Below are 21,219 nucleotides of genomic sequence, written 5' to 3' on the forward strand. Positions count from 1 at the left end.
GTATAATATTCAAATGATACGGCACTTTATAGACCTCTGGGATATAACTCCGGAGGAAGGGTGGCAAATAATAAAGGATGCCCTGAGGATAAAGGCCGGAGAGGATAGGGAAAAGTACCTTCTTGGAAAGAACATAGCACTCATATTCACCAAACCATCCACCAGGACCAGGATATCTTTTGAAGTGGCTATAAACCAACTGGGTGGTAATGCCATCTTCCTGCAGGAGAATAACCTCCAGCTCTCAAGGGGGGAAGATATAAAGGACACAGCCAGAACCCTCTCAAGGTACGTGGATGGAGTCATCATAAGAACATCCTCCCACAGTATGCTTGAGGAGTTCACCAAATACTCTTCTGTTAACGTCATAAACGCGTTGACAGACAAGTCGCATCCTTGTCAGGTTTTGAGTGATGTGTTTACCCTGTATGAGGTTTTTGGAGAAGATATAAGGAATATAAAGATAGCTTACGTGGGAGATGGGAACAACGTATGCAATACGTGGCTTGTGGCTGCGGGGCTCTTTGGTCTTAAGCTTTTTGTATCCACACCGGAGGGTTACGAGCCGAGCAGTTATTATTACCAAGCTGGAGAAGATCTTTGCAAGATAACGGGTGGTAGCATATACCTTACGCCTAACCCTGTAGACGCCGTCAAGGACGCTCAGGTGGTCTATACGGATGTTTGGGTAAGCATGAATCAAAACAGGGACGAGGAAAAGATAAAGAAGCTAAAAGCTTACCAGGTGAACTCAGAGCTTTTAAAGCATGCCCATAGGGATGTCAAGGTCATGCACTGCCTTCCCGCCAACAAAGGTGAGGAGATAACGGAAGATATTTTTGAAGCACACGCTGACTTTATCTTTACCCAAGCCGAGAACAGATTGCACGCACAGAAGGCACTCCTTAAGTTTTTGTATTACATTTAACCTATGGCAAAGCAGACAGGAGAACACATAATAGCCGTAAACAAGGAAGCTAAAGCCGAGTTTGACATAATAGAGACCTACGAGGCCGGTATAGTCCTTGAAGGTTCAGAGGTCAAGGCGCTCAGGAACAAGCAGACCGTGTCCTTTAAAGATTCCTTCGTAAGGATAGAAGGGGGAGAAGCATGGCTTTACAACCTCTACATAGCGCCTTACAAGCATGCTACCATAAAACCACCGGATCCGACAAGGAAGAGAAAGCTTTTGCTGCATAAGAGGGAGATAATGCGTCTCTATGGTAAGGTTCAAGAGAAAGGTTATACCATAATACCGCTAAAGCTTTACTTTAAAAACGGAAAGGTGAAGGTAGAAATAGCCTTAGCACGCGGTAAAAAACTCCATGACAGAAGGCAGGAGTTAAGAGAGAGAGACATGATGAGAGAAATACAAAGGCAAATAAAAAGTGGAAAGATAAAGCTCTAAAGCTTAAAATTATAGATTATGTACCAGGAGTACATACGCAGGCTCTACACTGTCAACCTGGCACTAAGAGAAGGGGAAAAGCTCCTACTTCTCACAGATGATGAGAAACCTTACCTTGTAGACCTAATGGAGGAGTTCTACGAAGTGGCTTTGGACATAACACCCCACGTGGAAAAAGTCATCTACCCTTCTCTAAAGGGCCATGGGAAGGAGCCGCCTGCTGAAGTTTGGGAGAAAACCTTCTCAAAAAAAGCTGTGGAAGTCCTTAAAGAAAAAGGTCTTCTGGATAGAGTTCTAAACAAAGAACCCTATTCAGAGGATGAAGTCATAGACATACTGCTTTCTTATTCTCAGGGTACACCGGATGTAGTAGTTGCTTTTGCCCATTACTCTACCACCCATACCTTCTACAGGAAGGTTCTTACCAACCACTTTGGCACCAGGTATGCCTCTATGCCTCTGTTTGAACCCCAGATGTTCTTGGGCCCTATGAATGTAGACTGGGACTATGTGGCCAAGCTAAGCACAGACCTGGCTGAAATACTATCAGAGGCAGAATGGGCAGAGGTTGTTGCAGAGGGCACAAAGATAGAGTTCTCCCTGTCTGGTAGAAAGGCTATAGCAGACACAGGACTCTTCCATCAAAAAGGACAGTACGGGAACCTTCCTGCTGGAGAGGCTTTTATAGCACCATTGGAAACATCTGCTTTTGGGAGCTTAACCGTGTTCTATGGACCAGACAGACCCCTAGAAAGACCCATAACTTTAAGGTTTAGAAACGGGCAGGTGGAGGAGATAGAAGGGATAGAACCATACAGGGATTTCTTGGAAGATGTGTTCAAGCAGTACGAAGGGGCCCGTTTTATAGCGGAGTTTGGCGTAGGCACCAACCCAGGAGCCAGAAGACCAGACAACGTTCTGGAAGCTGAGAAGATCCTAGGGACCATCCACATAGCCATAGGAGACAACCATAGCTTTGGTGGTGTCAACAAAGTACCCTTTCACACGGATTATGTAGTCTTTGAACCATACGTGGTAGTAGGAGGTAAGGGATGGCATACGAAGCTTTTAGAGAAAGGCCTGCTAAGAGTTTAAATATAGAGACTCTTAAAAAGATCCATCTCTTTGAGGACCTTTCTGAGCAAGAGATAAAGGCGGCCCTGGAGTACATGAGTTTAAGGGAATTCAAGAAGAACGAGTACCTCTTTTTTGAGGAAGAAGGAGAGCCTGGTATATACATACTATTAGATGGTCTTATTAAATTGATAAAAGAGACCCACGATGCTCGCTCTGTAATAGTCAGGCTCGTATTTCCTGGAGATGTTTTTGGCTGGATAGAGTGGGGTAAGAGAACACCAAAGAATACTTACACGGCAAAGGCTGTAACACCCTCCAAGACCCTTTACATATCCAACAAGGACTTTATAAACCTTGCCATCAAGCATCCCAGCATAGCCATAAAGATGACATGCGAAGCTACCGCTATCCTTATGCAAACCTACGAAACGCTAAAGAGCATAGCAGGCGGTAAGGTGGAGGAACGCATAGCAAAGGTACTCCTGGACATAGCCGACCGGATAGGTAAGATACAGGATGATGTAATCATAATAGACGCCCCTCTCACACGTATGGACATAGCGGAGATGACTGGCACAACCGTGGAGACCACCATAAGGACCCTGAGCAAATGGAAGAAGATGGGTATCATAAACACGGACAGAGGTTACATAGAGATACTCAAAAGGAGAGAGCTGGAGAAGCTAGCCATCTAATCTTTAAAAACTTTTCTGTATATGAAATTAGAGATAAGGGCTATAAGTATAAAAAGGGGTATACCTAAGACTACAAGGACTATTAAAAGCTTCAGGAAGAAGAAAAGCCAGGCGAGAAAGGTCTCCATCAGATCTCACCCTTTATTATCATCTTGGCCACATCCTTAGCAAAATAAGTGATGATCATGTCAGCCCCTGCTCTCTTCATGGACAGGAGAGTTTCTACCATGACCTTCTTTTCATCTATCCACCCGAGCCTTCCTGCTGCCTTTATCATGGAGTACTCACCGCTGACGTTGTAGGCACATACGGGTAGAAGAATCATCTCCTTAACCTTGGATATTATGTCCAGGTACGCTAAAGCTGGTTTTACCATGACTATGTCAGCACCTTCCTGTACGTCCAAGAGAACTTCCTTCAAGGCCTCCCTTGCATTGGCTGGATCCATCTGGTAGCTTCTTCTGTCTCCAAAGCTGGGCGCTGACTCGGCAGCTTCCCTAAAAGGTCCGTAAAAGGCCGAAGCAAATTTGGCCGAGTAGGACATTATGGGTATATGAGAAAAACCAGCTTCATCCAAGGCTTCTCTTATGGCCTTTACCATGCCGTCCATCATGCCAGAAGGTGCCACCATGTCAGCACCGTTTTTAGCATGCGAAACTACCTGTTTTTTTAAGTTTTCCAAAGTTTCGTCGTTGCACACCGTATCCCCGCATAAGACACCACAGTGTCCGTGGGTAGTGTACTCGCAGAAGCATACGTCGGTTATGAGGTACATCTCTGGTACCTCTTTTTTTAGCAGCCTGAGAGCCCTTTGGATTATACCGTCATCGCTCCACGTGTCTGATCCCACTTCGTCCTTTTTCTCCGGTATACCAAAGAGGATTACGGCCTTTATACCAAGGTCCGCTACCTCCTTAACAGCATCTGCCAGTTTGTCAAGGCTGTAGCGGAAAACTCCAGGCATGGAGGGGACTTCTTCCACTACGTTGTGTCCATATCTGACGAAAATGGGGTATATGATGTCATCCAGGGTGAGGGTAGTTTCTCTTACGAGCCTCCTTATGTTCTCCTTTAGCCTAAGTCTTCTGGGTCTTAACTTGGGAAACTCCATGGGTAAATTTTAACACCCCTCTTATGTCTTAAAATTTAGTCTATGTTTAACAAGGTCCTGATAGCAAACAGAGGAGAGGTAGCTCTAAGGATAATCAGAGCTTGTAAAGAGTTAGGTATAAAGACTGTGGCTATATACTCCGAAGCGGATGCTCGATCTTTGTACGTAAAGAAGGCTGACGAGAGCTACCTGATTCCTGGGGATCCCATAAGGGCTTACCTTGATTATGTACGCATAGTGGATCTAGCCAAGTCTGTGGGAGCAGATGCCATACACCCAGGTTATGGCTTCCTGGCAGAGAATGCAGAGTTTGCCCGCTACTGTCAGAAGATGGGCATTACCTTCATAGGTCCAAAGCCGGAGCACATAGAAACCTTTGGAGACAAGGTAAAAGCTAAAAAGGTGATGCAAGAGCTAGGAATACCCACTGTTCCAGGTGTTACAGAACCCTTAAGGGATTACAGAGATGCACTACACTACGCAAGGCAGATAGGCTTTCCCGTGATCCTAAAATCTGCTTATGGTGGTGGTGGTAGGGGTATGAGGGTGGTCAAGTCTGAGGAGGAGTTGCCCGGGCTCTTTGAATCCGCGTACAGGGAAGCGGAGACCTTTTTCGGAAAGGGAGACCTGTTCATAGAGAAGTATCTGGACAATCCAAAGCACATAGAGGTTCAAATACTGGCAGACAAATACGGCAACGTGGTTCATCTAGGTGAAAGAGACTGCTCTGTTCAGAGAAAGCACCAGAAGATTATAGAGGTAACGCCTTGTCCTGTACTTCCTAAGGAGATAAGAAACAAGATGCTTGGCCTTAGTGTAAGGGCTATGATGCAGATGGGCTATGAGAACGCCGGCACCCTTGAGTTCCTCGTAGATCTAAGAACGGGAGAGTTTTACTTCATAGAGATGAACACACGTCTACAGGTGGAGCACACCATAACGGAGATGGTTACAGGTGTGGACATAGTCCAGCAGATGATAAGGATAGCGGCGGGAGAGCCTCTACCTTTCACTCAGAACGAGATTACCTTCAGGGGTTATGCCCTTGAGTTTAGGATAAACGCAGAAGATCCTAAGAGGAACTTTGCACCGTCTCCTGGCAAGATTACAGCTTACTACTCACCCGGTGGCCCTGGTGTGAGGATGGACGCAGGAGTTTACAAAGACTTTGTCATACCACCCTACTACGACTCTATGATAGCAAAGCTTAGCGTGTGGGCTATGAGCTGGGAAAGCCTGCTTGCCAGAGCAAGAAGAGCCATAGACGAATTCATCATAAGGGGCGTTCCCACCAACATACCCCTACACAGGGAGATAATAAGGGATCCAGACTTCATAAGCGGGTACTTTGGCATAAGGTTCCTGGAGGAGAAGCTACCCACCTACGACTTTGAGGTGGAAGACCTTTTGGATCCAGAAGATCTAGCCCTCGCGGTGGCTGCGGCCATAGCGGGTTACTACGGTCTGTAGGTTATGCTAACGCCTCTGCTCTCTGTACCGTACTTGCTCAACACCTTCACCGTGTAGATGGTCTCCTTATTGGGTCTTTCATCCACAAACATGTAGCCTTTGAGGGTTGCTACCTTTTTCCCATCCTTGTACACTACGAAAGCCTCAAAGTGTTCATCGGCTTCATAAGACCAAAGGATGTATATGTTCTTTTCATCTACTACGTACTCAAGCCTTTGTACGTCTTTTAACTCAAGGGGTATGGCCTTAAGGCAGATCCTCTCGGGTGAGCTTTCAACCCTAGGTCTTATCTCTCCTGTTACAAGAAAGCATACAGGCACGTAATCTTTTCTAACGATGGTCTTTCCTTCAAAGGCTTCTCCTGAGAAGGGATCAAAGGGTTCTCTGTAGATGTAGTACCTAGTAAAACCTTGCGCCTTTATGATGGCTTGCGATGGGCCTTCTTCAACGATCAGGAGTGGTTTTTCTTTTGGAGCTTCTGGAAGGCATTCTTTCCTTGTCTTTCCTTCTTGCCTTGTTATCTTAAAGCAGAAGGGTCTTTCCTCCTCCTTTACGTATAGACTTCCTTCTTTTCTAAAGCCTTGGGCCACCGAAGAACCATCCAAGGGCCTAAAATAAACAGAAGACCCTATCCTCTTTACCTGGTAGCTGGGTTCTAGGAGGGGCATGGTGTCTGCTTTTATGCCGCACGAAAGAAGGGGCAAAAGAGAGAGAAATAAGCAAATCCTTTTCATCTTATGGACTTTTCAAACTCCTCAAGGCTCCACATAAGGGACTCTTCGTAAGGGATGGGATCCCTTCCGCACAGGGCCTTAACACCTTCAGACACAACGCCTTCGTCAAGCCCACACACGTTGTCCCTCCACATCATAAGCACCTGGTCGGAGCTTATCAGAGGCTCATCCATGATCCTCTCCGCAAGAAGACCACCCACAAAGGCGAAACTCTTGGGTATGGGTAGGATGAGCACCTTCCTTCTCCAAAAGTTGAATATGTCCTCAAGGAGATCTCTAAATCTTACCCTCTTGGTTCCACAGAGCTCGTACATACCTGTTTGTGGATCCTTTAAAGCTTCCGAAAAGGCGCATGCCACGTCCCTTACGTCTACAGGTTGGAAAAGAAGGTCTGGCTTTGGTATGGCCAAAAGCCTAATGTACTTGGTTATTACCCACATCTGGCTAAAGAGTTTCTGTTCTGGGCCAAGGATTATGGAAGGTCTCATTATGGCATAGCTTATGCCAGAGTTTATGAGCTCCTGCTCTGCCATGTACTTGGTCTGGTGGTAGTCGGAGGGAGCTCTTGGATGCGTACCCAAGGAGCTCATGTGAACAACCCTCTTGACTTGAAACTCTCTACACACCTCGTACAGGAGCTTAGAATAGAGGTAGTGGACCTTTTTAAAGGTTATACCCTTCCTCCTGCTTTCTGTGAGTATGCCTATGAGATGGACAACTCCTTCAGGTCTAAAGGATTCAAAGGCTTGCCTTAGGCTTTCCCTGCTTTCAAAGTTTACTTGGTAGACCTTTACCCTCTCACCGAAGATTCTTTGGGCCTTTTCCTTGTTTCTCACGAGAAGAGCAACCTCATGGGAATCTTCTAGCAGCTTTCTCACTATGTACCTACCCACAAAGCCTGTGGCTCCTGTGACTATTACCTTCATGTCTGAACCTTCTGCAGAGCCTTCTCCTTCTTCTTGGCAAGCCTACCAAAAAGTAAGGATATCTCATAGAGGGCTATTAGTGGTATGGCCATCAGCACCTGTGTGCTCACATCAGGGGCCACCAGGGCACCTATCACGAAGGCTATGACTATGAAGTACTTTCTGAAAGACTTTAGCTGCCCTTCTGACACTATACCAGCCCTCAGGAGAAGGTAGTTCACTATAGGAAGCTGGAAGGCTATACCAAAGGCCACGATCATCTTAAGCAGAAAGGATATGTACAGGTCAACAGAAAGGAAAGGGCTTATCTGGAGCTGCTCCACACCTATGCCGAGGAGGAACCGTAGAGCCAAAGGGAGTACAAAAAAGTAAGAGAAGAGGCTACCCATAATAAAAAGAAGCAGGGATAGGATGGATAAGGGGAGAACAAGCTTTTTTTCATGTGGATAAAGACCAGGTTCTACGAACCTCCAGACCTGGTAGACTATTACAGGAAAGGCTATTATAAAGCCGAAGACTAGGGAGATCTTTATGTAGATGTAAAAGGGCTCCATGGGCGATATGGTGATGAGCTGAACTTTGGGATAGCTCTTGAGGAGTGGCTCCTTGAGGAGTTCAAATATGTCCTTCACAAAGTAGAAGGAGATGCCAGCACCTATAAGATAGGCTACTATGGACTTAATCAGCCTGCTTCTTAGTTCCCTCAGGTGTTCCGTCAGTGGCATCTTGGGGAGTTCCTGCTGGTTCATCCTGCCTTTCCTCCATGGTAGAGTATAAGCCCTCTTCCGGCTTTTGGTCCTTAGTCTCCTCGTATATCTTTCTGTTTAGCTCCTCGAGGTAGAGTTGATAGCGCAGCTCATCCCATGCCTCCCTTACCTTCCTGAGGGCCTCTCCTAGCATTCCTGCGAGCTCTACCATCTTCTCAGGACCAAGCACTACAAAGGCTATGGCCAGGATCAACAAAAGCTGTAGCTCCATAGATAATAGTTTAAGCCTGATGGTAAACGATGCGTGAGGAATAAAAAAAGAAGGTATCTGGGATTATAAAAGCGGGCCCGAAGGCCCGCGGGGGAGAGGTCTTAGAATTGGGTTTGGAGTGCCAGAGTCCAGTCGGTGAAGTTCTTGCCGTTTGGTACGTTTGCCTTGGCGTCGCTGTTGAGGTTGACAAAGTCAGCACCCAGCTGTATCTTAGCGTCTTGACCCTTTATGTAGTAGTTAAGGAACACACCAGTCCTGGTTACCTTAGGAGTACCAGCGACAGCTGTTACTGTACCGGTAGTTGTGTCATACTGAGCAAGGCTCTTGTTCTTATTTTGCTCCCACCTTATGGCAAGAGCTGGCTTACCAAGACCTACAACCTGGTCGTAGAGTAGCTGACCCTGAACGTAGAAGGCTTCAGCCTTGCCATAGTTTACATTAGGTAAAGCAGCATTAGCTACATCCTTTTGGTTTATGTAGCCAAGCTGTAGGTTGGGGACGAAGTCTTGGAACTTCTGCTCCCACATGGCGTCCACTGTCCAAGCCTTGGCGTTCTTGCTGTAGTTAAATGGTTGGCCAGTGGTCTGTGCCTTCTGGAAGGTGTAGCCAAGACCTATGGTGAGGACATTTTGGGTTCCCAGGTATGTGTCAGCAAGGGTAAAGCCCTTTTCTGCCTTGTAACCTAGCATGGTGGGTGTGAACTGTATCCTACCTGCAAAGGCAAGCTTATCCTTTGGCCCAAGAGCACCGGTGGCGTGGTCGTACCTTCCGTCAAAGACACCAAGTTGGTACTTTACAAGACCGTCGGCTATATTACCCCAGAGGGTCACTCCCGCATCCCTGTAGATGTTGCCCAGAGCTGTTCCTACGCTAAATGGTGCGTAGGGGTTTATAGCTAGAGCGTTACCAGCGCTTCCAGTAGCTATTCCCCAGCCGTATCCGGTGGGTATTATGTAGGTATAGCTGTCCGTCAGGCTTGCCCTGGAGAAGGGTACCCTGTAGAGACCTGCCATCAGCTGGACTTCATCCATAAGCTTAAGGTTGATAAAAGCATCGTTTACCCTGGTTTCGTTAGTACCAGAGTGTTGTGTCCTTCCCTGAAGATTGAGGTTTCTGCCCAGCCCAAAGTCAAGGTTTGCTCCAAACTGGACGTACTTGTTTACCTGGCCGCTGAAGTATACCCTGGCGTTGGCTATGGAGAAATCCGTGTAGTCTTGTCCGCCGTTTTGTGCCTTACCAAGCCTTTGGGCCCATATTTGGAGTTTTAGACCCGTGTTGGCAAAGGTGTCTTCATCCAACCTTATCATAGCTGCCTGAGATGGCAGTATGGCTACTCCCATGAGGGCTGCCATAGCCAAGAGGCTCTTCTTCATTTCCGTACCCTCCTTAAGTTATTCCTCTCCTCTTTGGAGAGGTCAAAGATAATATTACTATAAGGAAAATGGCTTGTCAAGAGGTTTTTATAAGTTTTCCTCCTTTTGCAATTTTACCAAAGCCTTTTGAACAAAGTTTCCGATTTTTGCAAAAATGCAAAAGTTATTAAGTTATAAAATATAACTATGGATTTTAGGCCACTTCTTGAGTTCCAAAACACGGAAGAAGAGCTCCTCAGGTTGAACAAAACCCTTCTACGTACACAAGAAGAAAAGAAAAGAATCCAAGGGCAGATTACATCCATAAAGCAGGAGCTGGACGATATGGAGTCCAAACTTCGAGACCTTGAGGAAAGACAGAAGTTTATAAGGGAAGAGGTAGAAGAATGTAGAAGGGCCCTAAGCAGAGCCCAAGAGAGGCTAAACATGGTAAAAAAGGCAGAGGAGTACAAGGCTGCCTTAAGGGAAAAGGCAAGGAGTGAAGACTGTATATTCAAAAAGGAGAAGCTTTTGGATGAGCTAAACCAAGAGAAGAAGAGGCTTGAGGAGAGTTTGCAGGAGCTTAGAAAGAAGAAGGAGAAGTATTTGCAAGAACTAAAGGAAGAGCTTGAAGACCTTAATTCCGAAGAGAAAAAGCTGCAGGAGAGGATAAGGCTGACCGAGGAGAAGCTTGAAAGACTAAAGGAAAACCTTAGAGAGCTTGTCAGAGAGTACGAAAGCCTAAAGGCTAAGGTGGGCTTTCCTGTTTTTGTAAGGCTTGAAGAGTTCGGCGTCTGTGGTGGATGTGGTACCAAGCTCCCGGCTGGCTTGGTCTCCGAGGTGTTAAGGGGAAACATAGTCAGGTGTCCCACATGCTCCAAGTATGTCTATTATGAGATTTCTTAAGGATTACGACCTTAAGCTTGTGGGTGCTCTTTTTGGGGTACAGCTTATAGGCCTTCTTGGAGTATACAGTGCAAGCTTTAAGGGTTCGCATCCTCCCTCTCTCTTTGTAAAACAGCTCCTTTACATGGTCTTTGGTTGGTTTATCATGCTAGGGCTCTCCCGTGTAAACTTCAGGCTTCTGCTGGATCTTTCCCTTAGCGTGTACCTTTTTAACCTCTTTCTCTTGGTCCTGGTGCCTGTCTTTGGCAAAACTATTTACGGAGCCAAAAGATGGATAGACATAGGGCCTGTTAACATCCAACCCTCTGAGTTTATGAAGTTTTCCCTACTCCTATTTCTGTCTTACTTCATGGTACACACCCAGAGGATATGGAGTAAGGAAAGCCTTATAGTATTTCTCTCTGTTGCCCTTCCCTTTGTTCTTACCTATGAGCAGCCAGACCTTGGTACGGCTGTAACTTACCCAGTGCTGCTTGTGTTCCTTCTCTTCCTAAGGGGGGTAAAGATTAGGTACTTTGTCATAAGCTTTCTTACCTTTGTACTTGCGTCTCCACTACTGTGGCACAAGCTTAGAGACTACCAAAAGGAGAGAATACTAGCCCTCCTTGATCCTTACAAAGACTACATGGGAAGTGGATACCAGCTTGTACAGTCTATGGTGGCAATAGGTTCAGGTGGTCTTCTGGGAAAGGGCTTTTTAAAGGGTACGCAAGCTCATCTTCTCTTTCTACCAGAGAAGCATACGGACTTTATCTTCTCCGTCATAGCTGAGGAGTGGGGCTTTTTAGGTGCTTTCCTCTTGGTAAGCCTCTACCTCTACGTCATAAAAAGGCTTCTGGACTATGCTAGGAGTACTCCAGATATTCAGGAAGCCATCTTTATAGGTGGTCTGGCCTCTCTGCTTATGTTTCAGGCCTTTGTTAACCTCTTCATGACCATGGGGCTTGCTCCTGTAGTGGGTGTACCCATACCTATGGTGAGTTTTGGGGGCAGCAGTATAATCACCTTTAGCCTAGCCTTTGGCTGTACCTTCAGCATAGTAAGGGAGCAGAAGGCAAGGTTTTTAAGGTTTGAGGAGTCAGCCCAGAAGGCTTGAGTAAAGCCTTTCAAGTGCTCTCACAGACTCTTCAAAACTTACTCTTTCGTCTACAGATTGTCTGAAGAAATCATCAACAATCTGTCTATTTTGCATAAACCTATCTAGGATCGGATTACTACCCGGTGTGTAAAGACCCATGTTTATAAGGTCTTCCATGGATTCATAGAGACTTAAAACCTCCCTTATAGCCGTTGCCATCTTCATGTGTTCCTTGGATACTAACTGTGGCATTATCCTGCTAAGGCTTTTGACGGGATCTATGGCTGGGTATATGCTGGCGTTTGCCCTTTTACGGGATAGGATTATATGTCCATCCATCATACCCATAAGAGCATCAGCCACAGGGTCTAGAGATACATCATCCCCCTCTACAAGTACGCTGAAGATACCTGTAATGCTTCCCTCTCTGAAGTTTCCACAGCTTTCCACTACTTTTGACATGAGGTAGAAGACAGAGGGTGTAAAGCCTTTAAGGGTTGGAGGTTCTCCCACGGCTAGTCCTATCTCCCTCTGAGCCTGAGCCAACCTAGTCATAGAATCCATTACCAGAAGTACCCTATACCCCTTCTGAGCAAAGTACCTTGCATGGACGACAGCACTCACGGCACTCTTTACCTTCACTATGGGAGGGTCTTCGGCTGTGGATACTACTACCAGGCTCCTGTTTATAGCATCCCCCAACACATCCTCCACGAACTCCCTAACTTCCCTACCGCGTTCCCCCACCAACGAGAGTACCACCACGTCAGCGGTGGCGTGACTGGTGATCATACCTAGAAGTGTAGTCTTTCCTACACCTGCACCAGCGAATATGCCTACTTTCTGGCCTACACCCAAAGTCAAAAGGGCGTTTATGCTCCTTATGCCAGTATCGAAGACTTCTCTTATCCTTTCTCTGTGTAGAGGGTTTATGCTTTGTAGTTCTATGGGTCTTTCCTCGGTGGATAGCCTTTTGCCTGTGAGTATGTCCCTACCCATAAAGTCCACCACACGACCCAGCAGCTCTTTACCTACGGCTGTGGAGACCTTCTTCCTGTCTAAGAGCACTTTATCCTTGTAGCTTACACCCATAAGACTACCGAAAGGCATTATGATGCATCTGTCTTGGTTAAAGCCTACTACCTCACCCTCTAAAAAGCCCCCGTCTTCTTTCTCTATGACCACTCTATCCCCTACGCTCGCGCCTATGTTGTAAGCTTCCAGGTAAACGCCGCTCGCTCTAAGTACCTTGCTGTAGACTTTTAGCATCCTTCAACTTTTCTTCTAGGATCGCTTCCAGGTTGTCCAAATGCTTGCTCACAAGGGTAAACCTATGGCTGTCTATTATCAACTCTCCTTCCATGAGGTCTTCCCTTGGTAAGATCTGAACCTCTATACTTTCCAACTGTAAGCCATTCCACAGCTTTTTAAGAGTCTCTACGTTTTTAGGGTTTGTGTACATCTTCAAGGTTCCATCTATCTCTAAGGATAACTCAAAGAACTCTTTTAAAGCTTTTTCAAGGGCCTTTTCTTTGGGGAGCTCCCAGATATCCAAAAGCTTCTTCATCGCATCAACTATGAGTTCCTTTAGCTCAATGGCTATTTTTTCCTTCTCAAAAGCTATCTTTTTTAGGATTTCTTCTTTCAGGTTTTGCATAAGCTCTTCTATTTTTGCCCTTTTTGCAAGCTCCTCCAGGAGCAGTTCTTTTTCCCTCTTTAGATCTAAAAGCTCCTGAGAGAACTTTTCCTTTTCCTCTTGAAGTTCCTGGATCCTCGTTGAAAGCTCTTGGTTCTTCAGTAGAAGCTGGTCTAACGTATCTTTGTACTCCTGGCAGTCTTCCTTTTCCTTTGGTTCCTCCTTTTTTTCTACTGGTTGATCGTGAAGATGGTGTATGGGTATGAAGTCTCTATACATAGCTCTCCCCACCCCTTATGTCTATTATTCCCTGATCCGCCAAGTTTTTTATAACTCTGATGACTTCCTTCTGTGCCTTTTCTACTTCCGATACCCTGACGGGTCCGAGGGCTTCCATGTCCTCCATGAATATTTGGGCTGCACGCTTGGACATGTTAGAGAGGAACTTCTCTTTTATATCTTCCGGAGCACCTTTTAAAGCTAGCAGGAGTACGTTTTTGTCCACGGCTTTGAGTATTTCTACTATTGCTCTATTGTCAAGCTTCCTTATGTCTTCAAAGGTAAACATCTTTTCTTTTATCTTCTCAGAGAGGTAAGGATCTTCCTCATCAAGCCTTGACAGTATGGTGTTAGCCATATCTTTGTCCATAAGGTTTAGCACCTCGGCTGCTAAGCTAATGCCCTCCATCTTCTGTGTTATACCGCTTATACCTATAGACTTTATCTCTTCTGCAATCTGTTCTATGAGCTCTCCCAAGTACTCGGGTGACAGATTTTCCAGCGTGGCCAGGCGTTTTACCACGTCTACCTTTAAGGTATCTGGAAGAAGTTTAAGCACTTCCGTGGATTTAGATGGACTAAGTTGGGAGAGTACTACAGCAATAGTCTGGGGGTGTTCTTTCACCAGTATACTAGCCAGGAGCTTTGGATCTACCTTTTCAAGTTCCTGAAAGCTTTTTATGAGGTTAGAACTACTCAAAAACTCGTAGAGTTTAGTAAACTTTTCAGGTGGTAAGGACTTTCTAGCTATTTCAAGCAGGGAATTTATGTCTGGCGATATATAAGACACGTTTTTAAGCTCTGCTAGGAATTCCTTTGCTATTTCTTCTAAATCTTTAAGGGTTATTCCTTCTAAACTTGTAGCGTACATAAGAACCTTCTGAAGTTCTTCGTCTGTAAGCTCTTTCATTATTTCCACAGAAACCTGAGGTGGTAAAGCCATAAGGAGTATGGCAGCTTTATGAGCTTTTGTTAGCTTTTCCTTTACATCAGCCATACCATCGGTTTTAAAATTATACCCTTCAGTGAAGAAGCTATTGCTGTCGGTCTTTTTCTTTATCTTTGGTAACTGGCTGCTCAGTTTCACGTCCCTGGATGAAGGTAGGAATATGTCTGCTGTACTCAACATGTTGCAAACAGGTGATTTTCTAAGGCCCTTTTATAACTGCAGCCTTCGCTTTGAAAAGCCACCTCTACTTTACTGGCTTGTGGCAATAAGCTCCATGCTCTTTGGCCTTAACGAGTTCTCTGCAAGGTTAGTCTCTGGCCTTTCAGCCATAGGGACAGCCTTCTTAACCTACACCATAGCAAAGGATCACGTAGACAAGGAAACGGCCGAAAAGTCTTTCTTAGTGATGTTGACCTTTCCACACCTCTGGATAGAGTCTCGGGCGGTGGTTCCTGAGTTCCTTCTAACCTTCTTTATGACCCTGTCTTTGTACTTTTTTTTGAAGGGAAAGTACCTTCTTGGTTGGATTTCTGTAGGCCTTGCCTTCCTTACCAAGGGTCCTGTGGGCCTTGTACTTCCACTACTTGTTTACACTCTTTGGAAGAAGGATATAAAAGTGTTCAGACCTGTATATCTTTTAGTCTTCTTTCTTGTTGGTGGAAGCTGGTACTTTTACATGCTTCACGAGTACGGTCTTGAGTACTTTTACAAGTTCTTCGTGTATGAAAACGTCATGAGGTTTACAGGTCAAAGACAGACACACCCTTACGGTCTTTATTACTATCCTCTCGTTTTGTTTGTTTCTACTATCTTTTACCTCCCCGTCTACCGGAAGGTTATATTGAGCATAAAGGGAAAGCTCCTCCCTTTCTTCATCTGGTTTTCGGTAGTCTTTGTATTTTTTAGCCTCTCTAAAAACAAGCTCCACCATTACATACTTTTCGCATATCCACCTCTAGCTGTGCTAATAGCTTACAACGTAAGCCAAACCTACATAAAGAGGATCCTTACTGTATCCTTCTTGCTTCTATGCGGACTTCTGCTCTTTGCATACAGATGGGAGCAAGAGAGGTTTGTTCACAAGCTGAGGAAGTTTCCAGATGTTCAAAGGATAGAACTGCATTTTTACAAAGCAGAAAACTCTAGCCTCGTCTTCTACCTGGGTAGATGTATACCCCAGACGGAAAGGCCAGAGGGTTATGTGGTGTCAAAAGAGGTTTCCAATGGGTGCAGTGTGCTTTTGGAAGGTAAAGAGTTTGATGGCAATTACTACCTCTTACGCTGCTTGCCTTATTAAAAGCAACAGGCCGTGGTAGATTAATAGCGCTATAGTTGTAAGATAGTAGAACTGACTTATGTGCCTTACCCTTGTGTGTATCAGAAAGAGGAAAACAGGCATTAATACTAAGGTTATGGTGTAGTTGATCAAGTTTAGAAGTTTGTCCCTTTTTAGTTTTTTCTTATCAAAAGATACCTCTAAAAGGCTGTTTAACTCTAGGGTGTATCTACCAAACTTTACGCTGTAGAACTTGTTATCTTCTAAAAGCAATAAGGATCCTTCTTGAAAGCTTACCGTATTTTGTTCAATAGTTGCCCTGTGAGCGTATACGACTCTGTCTTTCAGTTTAAACATTACATCCTTTAGGACTTGACCCTCTTTGTCTTTTATGTATACGGTAGCATCGGAAAAGCTGGAGAAGGTCCGGATAGGTACTGAAAAGATGAAGTTTACGTAATTCTTTAGCATGAGGTACTTTCTTAAGAAGCTTACGTGCTGGTCTGTAAGTACATGCCCGCATACACCCATGAGGAACAGGAAGGGTAGCAACAGGATAAAAAGCCTTGATATGAGTTTAAAAGGACTTACACCAAAAGACTGTATGACTTCAAGCTTCCTGTGCTCTTTTAGTTCAAAGAAGGTAAAGCCTATGGAGACAAGCAAAGAAGTGGGAAAGAAGTAAGCGAACAGGTTGAGGAGAAAGGCCGTAAGGTAGAGGAGGGAGCTCTCCAAGGAGAAGGAGAAGATAAACTCGCCTATCCTAAAAAACTGGATTACCAGGATGGCAAGGCTGAATATGAAGCTGAGGAGAAAGGCAAGCCTTAGCACTTTTCTGGACAGGTATATCCAGAGCATCACTCCTTGATCTTTTTCAAGATCCTCTTCTCCTGGTCAGGCTCACCGGTCTTACCGCTCCTTAGAAGCTCTAAAGCCTTCTTGTAATGGTACATAGCTTGATCTTCTTTTCCAAGAGCTTTTAGCACGTCTCCCATGTGTTCGTGGATAACTGGATCGTTGCCTTCCTTCGCCAAGGCCTTCTTTAGGTACTCGTAAGCCTGCTGGTAGTCTCCTTTGTAGTAGAGCACCCAAGCCCAGCTGTCAAGATAGGCTGGATTTTCTGGATCCTTCTCCAAAGCTTTTTTTATGAGCTCTTCAGCTTCGGACAGCCTTGAACCATCGTACCAGAGCAGGAGCGAGTAGCCAAGGTGGTTAAGCAGGTTTGGATCTTCTGGATTCAAAGAAAGGGCCTGCCTTAAATCCTTCTCCGCATCCACTATCCTACCAAGCTTGTCGTAGACTATAGCTCTGGTAAAGTATGCTCTATAGTCCCGCGGGTTTATCTGAATGGCTTTATCTAGGTAGGGTATAGCCTGTTGAGGATCTCCAGTGTCGATGATAAGACTTGCTTTCAGAAGGTTAAAGGTGTAGCTTTCTTTGTCTATAGACAGACCTTTATCTATGTACTCTTTGGCCCTCTTGTAATCTTTTAGATCTAGACTCACAACTGCGAGCCTTTCAAGAATGCTCAAGTTGTTTGGTCTTTCCTTGAGGAGTGATTCATATATACTGAGAGCTTGTTTCTTTTCATCAGTCATCTCAAGGCTGTAAGCGTACATGAAAGCTACATCAAAGCTTGGCTTTTGTTGGTAGAGTTCCTTTAAAACCTTCTTAGCTTCTTCAAACTTTTGATTGTTGATGAGCACAAGTGCGTACTTGTACTGGTAGTCTTCTCCTGGGTACAGATTGGAAAGCTTTTTGTAGATCTCTTGAGCTTCTATCAGCCTACCTGTAAGCACGTAGAGGTTTGCAAGCCTCTCTAGGGCTACTCTGTTTTCAGGATCCTTCTTTATGGCTGCTTTGTATATTTCCTCCGCCTTACTCCACTCTCCTCTTTGTTGGTATATGTTACCGAGGGTTATAACTCCAGCCTCAAAGGAAGGGTTAACGCTAAGGGATTTTTTCAAGTACTCTATAGCGGTATCTACTTGATTCCTGTTTAAGTATATCCTTGCAAGCATATAGTAAGGGTATGGATTGTCTGGAGCTAACTTAGACAGATCTTGAAGAACCATCTCTGTTTTCTGATAGTCGTTTAACCTTAGGTACTCATCCGAGAGAAAGAGAAGGATTTCCTTTGACTTTACACCCTTCTCGTAAGCTTCTTGGAGTGTGTTCAGAGCCTTTTCCTTCTGTCCCAGAAGTGTGTACACGCTGTAAAGAGTCATGTAGGCATCTGGGTTTTGTGGATATGCTCTTTTGAAGCTTACCGCAAGTGTTAGCGCTTTCTGTCTGGCTCCCATCTGGAGGTAAGCTCTTATGGTGTCTAAGTAGAGGCTTGGGCTTGGAGATACGCGCAGGGCTCTCCCGCAGTGGTGAATAGCCTTAGCTGGGCTTGACTTTCTGAGGTATGCACACATAGCCATATCCTGGTAGACATTGTAAGAGAAGGAGAGGCTAACAAAGAAGAGGAAAAGCACGATGTTCATGCTGTCTCTCTGTGTATTAGGATGGGTATCTCTGACCTCCTCAAGACCTTTTCGGATACGCTTCCCAAAAGTACTCTTTCTAAGGCAGACATTCCTTTACTTCCTAAGACGATAAGGTCCACATCTTCCTCCTTGGCTTGGTTTACTATAGCTTCCCACACGGAAAGATAAAGACCTGTCTCTACGAACTTGTAGCTTGCCGTAATACCTTCGGCTTGTAAAGATTCCACCCTATTCCTTAGATAGACTTCCTTTTCCCTTTCGTAGACTTCACTCACAGAGCTCTTTATGTGCTCTACAAGGGGAATTTCTAAGGTTTCTTTCACATGAAGTAATATAATCTCTGGCTTCATAGGCCTTAAGAGTTTGACAGCAAACTCCAAAGCCTTCTCCGAATAGGATGAATAGTCAAAGGCTATCAGGACCTTTCTAAAGCTTTCTACGAGCTTACCCTTTAGTATGAGCACGGGTTTTTTGGAGTACCTTGCTACCTTCTCTGCTGTAGAGCCTATAAGAACTCTTTCTATCAGACCTTTCTTATGAGAGCCCATGAGTACAAGGTCTGCCATATCTTCCTTTTGTAATATCACCTCTACGGGGTCGCCCACTTCTACTATGGTTTGTACTTCCAGCGGTGACAAGTAATTTACCAAACCTTTTAACTTTTCCTCGGCTAGCTTTTTACTCTTTTCCTGAGCTTCTGCAACGAGTTGAAAGTCTATGGTGCTTATGGAAAAGCTCTCGGGTAAAGGAAAAAGTAAAATGGGCTCTACCGCGTGCAGTAGGTAGACCTTGCCACTGTGTAGGGAGGCTATGCTTTTAGCAAGTTGGAGGAGTGGATTTGTAAGGTCTGTAAAGTCAACTGCCACGAGCAGGTTCATAATCTTCCCCTAACTTTAAGTATATTACATCCTTTATGTAAGAGAAGGCTGTTTTGTTCCCAGCCACTATATCGGTTCTGAGAGCAAGGCCTTTTGACAGCCAAACTTCTCCTCCGGCTTCTTGGACTATGACCATGCCAGCGCATACGTCCCAAGGGTTTAGTTCAAACTCCGCAAGGCCATCAAACACACCCTCTGCCAGCAAGCACAAGTCTACCGCTGCTGCTCCTGGCCTCCTCATAGCTGAGACTTTGTCAAAGATATCCCTAAAGATCTCCCAGTATATGCTTAAGTTCCTCTTTGCTCTTGATGGAAAGCCGTATGCTACAAAGCAATGCTTTAGGTTCTCCTTTTGTTTTACTTGTATTCTTTTTCCGTTTTTGTAAGCCCCTTCTCCTTTGCACGCCCAGTAGAGGTTGTCAAAGTAAGGCAGGTACACACATCCCAGTATAGGTTGGCCTTTGTAAACCAATCCTACAGATACACCGAATATAGGAAAGCCAGCTATGTAATTCTTAGTTCCGTCAAGAGGATCCACGTACCAGACATAATCGCTCTCCTGGCTGCCACCGCTCTCCTCGCCAACTACAGAGTGATCTGGAAAGTTTTTGAGAATATGCTCCTTTATCCTTTCTTCCGAAAGCCTGTCCACGTAGCTTACAAAGTCCTTCTCTGCCTTCTCTTCTATCTTATCCGTGGACACCTTTAGAAAGTTTTCCTTAAGTACCAATCCACCGAGGAGTGCACTCTCTTTTGCAATCCTCAAAAGCTTGTCACTCTTTATCATCTAAAACCTCTATGCAGGGTAGGGTTTTACCCTCAAGCAGTTCCAGGAAGGCACCACCACCTGTAGATACGAAGTCTATGGAGTTGTAGACGCCTGCCCTGTGTATGGCGTGGTCTGTGTCTCCACCTCCGGCTATGGTGAGGGCATGAGAATCAGCTACTATTTTGGCCGTCTCGTAGGTTCCATCTTTGAATCTGTCAAGCTCAAAAACCCCCATTGGGCCGTTCCAGACTATAGTCTGAGCATCCGATACTATTTCTCTGAGTAGATATATGGACACGGGTCCTATGTCAAGGCCCATCCAGCCATCTGGTATCTCTTGCCATGGGACTATCTTGGTGGGTGTGTTGTCAGATACCTCTTTACCAACGACAAAGTCTACAGGGAAGTAAAGCTTTACACCAAGTTTTTTGGCTATCTCTATTATGTCCCTAGCTTCGTTTAGGAGTTCATCCTCCACCAACGAATTGCCTACAGGATAACCCATGGACTTTATGAAGGTAAAGGCCATGGCTCCGCCTATGAATATCTTATCTACCCTCTTTAGAAGGTTCTTTACTATGCCCAGCTTGGAAGATACTTTGGCACCACCTAGGATGGCTACCACAGGCCTCTGCGGATTTATCATAGCTTTTTCAAAGTAGGATATTTCCTTTTCCAACAGAAAACCCATCACGGCAGGCTTTAGGTACTTGCCCACAAGATAGACGGAAGCATGTTTTCTGTGGCACGTACCGAAGGCATCATTCACATACACATCTCCAAGCTTTGCTAGCTCCTTGGCAAACTCTTCGTCCTTTCCTTCCTCTCCCTTGCAGAACCTTATGTTTTCCAGCAAGACTACGTCTCCCTCCTTCATGCTGTTTACTATCCTTTCCACTTCTGGACCTATGCAGTCGGGTGCCAGTATGACCTCTTTACCTATGTACCTTGACAGTCTTTTAGCTACAGGGAGAAGACTGTATCGCGGATCTCTGTCTTTTGGCCTTCCCAGGTGGCTTACCAGGATTACCTTAGCCTTTGCATCAAGAAGGTAAAGGATTGTAGGGAGTGCGGCCTTTATGCGCGTATCATCTTCTATGTTGCCCTGTTCGTCTATGGGTACGTTAAAGTCTACTCTTACCAAGACCCTTTTTCCGGAAACATCCACGTCCTTTAAGGTTTTTTTACCGAGGGGCATAGGCGAC

Annotated in this window: 23 protein-coding genes; 8 read left to right on the forward strand and 15 right to left on the reverse strand. The window is 45.2% G+C overall.

The features are described from left to right. The first annotated feature begins 13 nt into the window (after positions 1-13). The 4 genes from argF to B5444_RS02055 are packed head-to-tail and all read left to right on the forward strand — an operon-like array spanning position 14 to position 3,180. Positions 14-928, forward strand: a complete 915-nt coding sequence (gene argF / locus B5444_RS02040; RefSeq protein WP_079653583.1) for an ornithine carbamoyltransferase — start codon at positions 14-16, stop codon at positions 926-928. Between the two features lie 3 nt (positions 929-931). Beyond that, entirely contained in the window at positions 932-1,408 is a 477-nt protein-coding gene (smpB, locus tag B5444_RS02045) for an SsrA-binding protein SmpB (RefSeq protein ID WP_079653584.1), read from the forward strand. 18 nt (positions 1,409-1,426) lie between these two features. Next, the gene (locus B5444_RS02050) at positions 1,427-2,503 is read left to right on the forward strand and encodes an aminopeptidase (RefSeq protein WP_079653585.1); all 1,077 of its coding nucleotides are present in this window, start codon (positions 1,427-1,429) and stop codon (positions 2,501-2,503) included. Next, the gene (locus tag B5444_RS02055; protein ID WP_079653586.1) at positions 2,461-3,180 is read left to right on the forward strand and encodes a Crp/Fnr family transcriptional regulator; all 720 of its coding nucleotides are present in this window, start codon (positions 2,461-2,463) and stop codon (positions 3,178-3,180) included. Before B5444_RS02050 ends, B5444_RS02055 begins: the two co-directional genes overlap by 43 nt. Here the strand turns inward: B5444_RS02055 and B5444_RS07795 are convergent. Further along, entirely contained in the window at positions 3,177-3,308 is a 132-nt protein-coding gene (locus B5444_RS07795; RefSeq protein WP_269456709.1) for a hypothetical protein, read from the reverse strand. The two genes, B5444_RS02055 and B5444_RS07795, sit on opposite strands and share 4 nt — an antisense overlap. After that, on the reverse strand, positions 3,308-4,291 hold the full coding sequence (gene hemB, locus B5444_RS02060) for a porphobilinogen synthase (RefSeq protein ID WP_079653587.1): 984 nt from the start codon (positions 4,289-4,291) through the stop codon (positions 3,308-3,310). The genes B5444_RS07795 and hemB overlap by 1 nt, the downstream gene beginning before the upstream one ends. Positions 4,292-4,333: 42 nt before the next feature. Between hemB and B5444_RS02065 the strand changes: the two genes are divergently transcribed. After that, a complete protein-coding gene (locus tag B5444_RS02065; protein ID WP_079653588.1) occupies positions 4,334-5,761 on the forward strand; it encodes an acetyl-CoA carboxylase biotin carboxylase subunit in 1,428 nt (475 codons plus the stop codon). On the opposite strand, the gene B5444_RS02070 is transcribed toward B5444_RS02065, so the two are convergent. From B5444_RS02070 to B5444_RS02090, 5 genes are all read right to left on the reverse strand, one after another. Beyond that, positions 5,749-6,495 (reverse strand): hypothetical protein, encoded by a 747-nt coding sequence (locus tag B5444_RS02070; RefSeq protein ID WP_079653589.1) that lies wholly within the window; start codon positions 6,493-6,495, stop codon positions 5,749-5,751. The two genes, B5444_RS02065 and B5444_RS02070, sit on opposite strands and share 13 nt — an antisense overlap. Then, the gene (locus B5444_RS02075) at positions 6,492-7,421 is read right to left on the reverse strand and encodes an SDR family oxidoreductase (RefSeq protein ID WP_079653590.1); all 930 of its coding nucleotides are present in this window, start codon (positions 7,419-7,421) and stop codon (positions 6,492-6,494) included. Before B5444_RS02075 ends, B5444_RS02070 begins: the two co-directional genes overlap by 4 nt. Beyond that, entirely contained in the window at positions 7,418-8,170 is a 753-nt protein-coding gene (tatC, locus tag B5444_RS02080; RefSeq protein ID WP_484600291.1) for a twin-arginine translocase subunit TatC, read from the reverse strand. Before tatC ends, B5444_RS02075 begins: the two co-directional genes overlap by 4 nt. Continuing rightward, positions 8,100-8,399, reverse strand: a complete 300-nt coding sequence (locus B5444_RS02085) for a twin-arginine translocase TatA/TatE family subunit (RefSeq protein WP_079653592.1) — start codon at positions 8,397-8,399, stop codon at positions 8,100-8,102. The genes tatC and B5444_RS02085 overlap by 71 nt, the downstream gene beginning before the upstream one ends. 101 nt (positions 8,400-8,500) lie before the next feature. After that, complete coding sequence (locus B5444_RS02090; RefSeq protein ID WP_079653593.1) at positions 8,501-9,772, reverse strand: porin; 1,272 nt, start codon at positions 9,770-9,772, stop codon at positions 8,501-8,503. A gap of 186 nt (positions 9,773-9,958) precedes the next feature. Here B5444_RS02090 and B5444_RS02095 point away from each other — a divergent pair, with 186 nt between their 5' ends. Both B5444_RS02095 and rodA read left to right on the forward strand, forming a co-directional pair. Next, positions 9,959-10,657 (forward strand): zinc ribbon domain-containing protein, encoded by a 699-nt coding sequence (locus tag B5444_RS02095; RefSeq protein WP_079653594.1) that lies wholly within the window; start codon positions 9,959-9,961, stop codon positions 10,655-10,657. Continuing rightward, the gene (gene rodA / locus B5444_RS02100; RefSeq protein WP_079653595.1) at positions 10,644-11,753 is read left to right on the forward strand and encodes a rod shape-determining protein RodA; all 1,110 of its coding nucleotides are present in this window, start codon (positions 10,644-10,646) and stop codon (positions 11,751-11,753) included. Before B5444_RS02095 ends, rodA begins: the two co-directional genes overlap by 14 nt. Here the strand turns inward: rodA and B5444_RS02105 are convergent. From B5444_RS02105 to fliG, 3 genes are read right to left on the reverse strand one after another with little or no spacing between them, the layout of a single operon-like run. After that, on the reverse strand, positions 11,736-13,004 hold the full coding sequence (locus B5444_RS02105; protein ID WP_079653596.1) for a FliI/YscN family ATPase: 1,269 nt from the start codon (positions 13,002-13,004) through the stop codon (positions 11,736-11,738). The genes rodA and B5444_RS02105 overlap by 18 nt on opposite strands. Then, a complete protein-coding gene (locus tag B5444_RS02110; RefSeq protein WP_079653597.1) occupies positions 12,976-13,650 on the reverse strand; it encodes a hypothetical protein in 675 nt (224 codons plus the stop codon). The genes B5444_RS02105 and B5444_RS02110 overlap by 29 nt, the downstream gene beginning before the upstream one ends. Then, positions 13,643-14,647 (reverse strand): flagellar motor switch protein FliG, encoded by a 1,005-nt coding sequence (fliG, locus tag B5444_RS02115; RefSeq protein ID WP_079653598.1) that lies wholly within the window; start codon positions 14,645-14,647, stop codon positions 13,643-13,645. Before fliG ends, B5444_RS02110 begins: the two co-directional genes overlap by 8 nt. 28 nt (positions 14,648-14,675) lie before the next feature. Here fliG and B5444_RS02120 point away from each other — a divergent pair, with 28 nt between their 5' ends. Continuing rightward, positions 14,676-15,896 (forward strand): ArnT family glycosyltransferase, encoded by a 1,221-nt coding sequence (locus B5444_RS02120; RefSeq protein WP_231967138.1) that lies wholly within the window; start codon positions 14,676-14,678, stop codon positions 15,894-15,896. On the opposite strand, the gene B5444_RS02125 is transcribed toward B5444_RS02120, so the two are convergent. Genes B5444_RS02125 through B5444_RS02145 form a run of 5 tightly spaced genes read right to left on the reverse strand, consistent with a single transcriptional unit; the run spans position 15,876 to position 21,212 of the window. Further along, positions 15,876-16,733 (reverse strand): LptF/LptG family permease, encoded by an 858-nt coding sequence (locus tag B5444_RS02125; RefSeq protein ID WP_079653600.1) that lies wholly within the window; start codon positions 16,731-16,733, stop codon positions 15,876-15,878. The genes B5444_RS02120 and B5444_RS02125 overlap by 21 nt on opposite strands. Next, entirely contained in the window at positions 16,733-18,364 is a 1,632-nt protein-coding gene (locus B5444_RS02130; RefSeq protein WP_079653601.1) for a tetratricopeptide repeat protein, read from the reverse strand. The genes B5444_RS02125 and B5444_RS02130 overlap by 1 nt, the downstream gene beginning before the upstream one ends. Then, positions 18,361-19,245 (reverse strand): universal stress protein, encoded by an 885-nt coding sequence (locus B5444_RS02135; protein WP_079653602.1) that lies wholly within the window; start codon positions 19,243-19,245, stop codon positions 18,361-18,363. The genes B5444_RS02130 and B5444_RS02135 overlap by 4 nt, the downstream gene beginning before the upstream one ends. Continuing rightward, positions 19,223-20,032, reverse strand: a complete 810-nt coding sequence (locus B5444_RS02140) for an inositol monophosphatase family protein (RefSeq protein WP_079653603.1) — start codon at positions 20,030-20,032, stop codon at positions 19,223-19,225. Before B5444_RS02140 ends, B5444_RS02135 begins: the two co-directional genes overlap by 23 nt. After that, the gene (locus B5444_RS02145) at positions 20,019-21,212 is read right to left on the reverse strand and encodes a phosphoglycerate kinase (protein WP_079653604.1); all 1,194 of its coding nucleotides are present in this window, start codon (positions 21,210-21,212) and stop codon (positions 20,019-20,021) included. The genes B5444_RS02140 and B5444_RS02145 overlap by 14 nt, the downstream gene beginning before the upstream one ends. Positions 21,213-21,219 lie beyond the last annotated feature (7 nt).

The organism is Thermocrinis minervae (assembly GCF_900142435.1).
GTDB classification, from domain to species: Bacteria; Aquificota; Aquificia; order Aquificales; family Aquificaceae; genus Thermocrinis_A; species Thermocrinis_A minervae.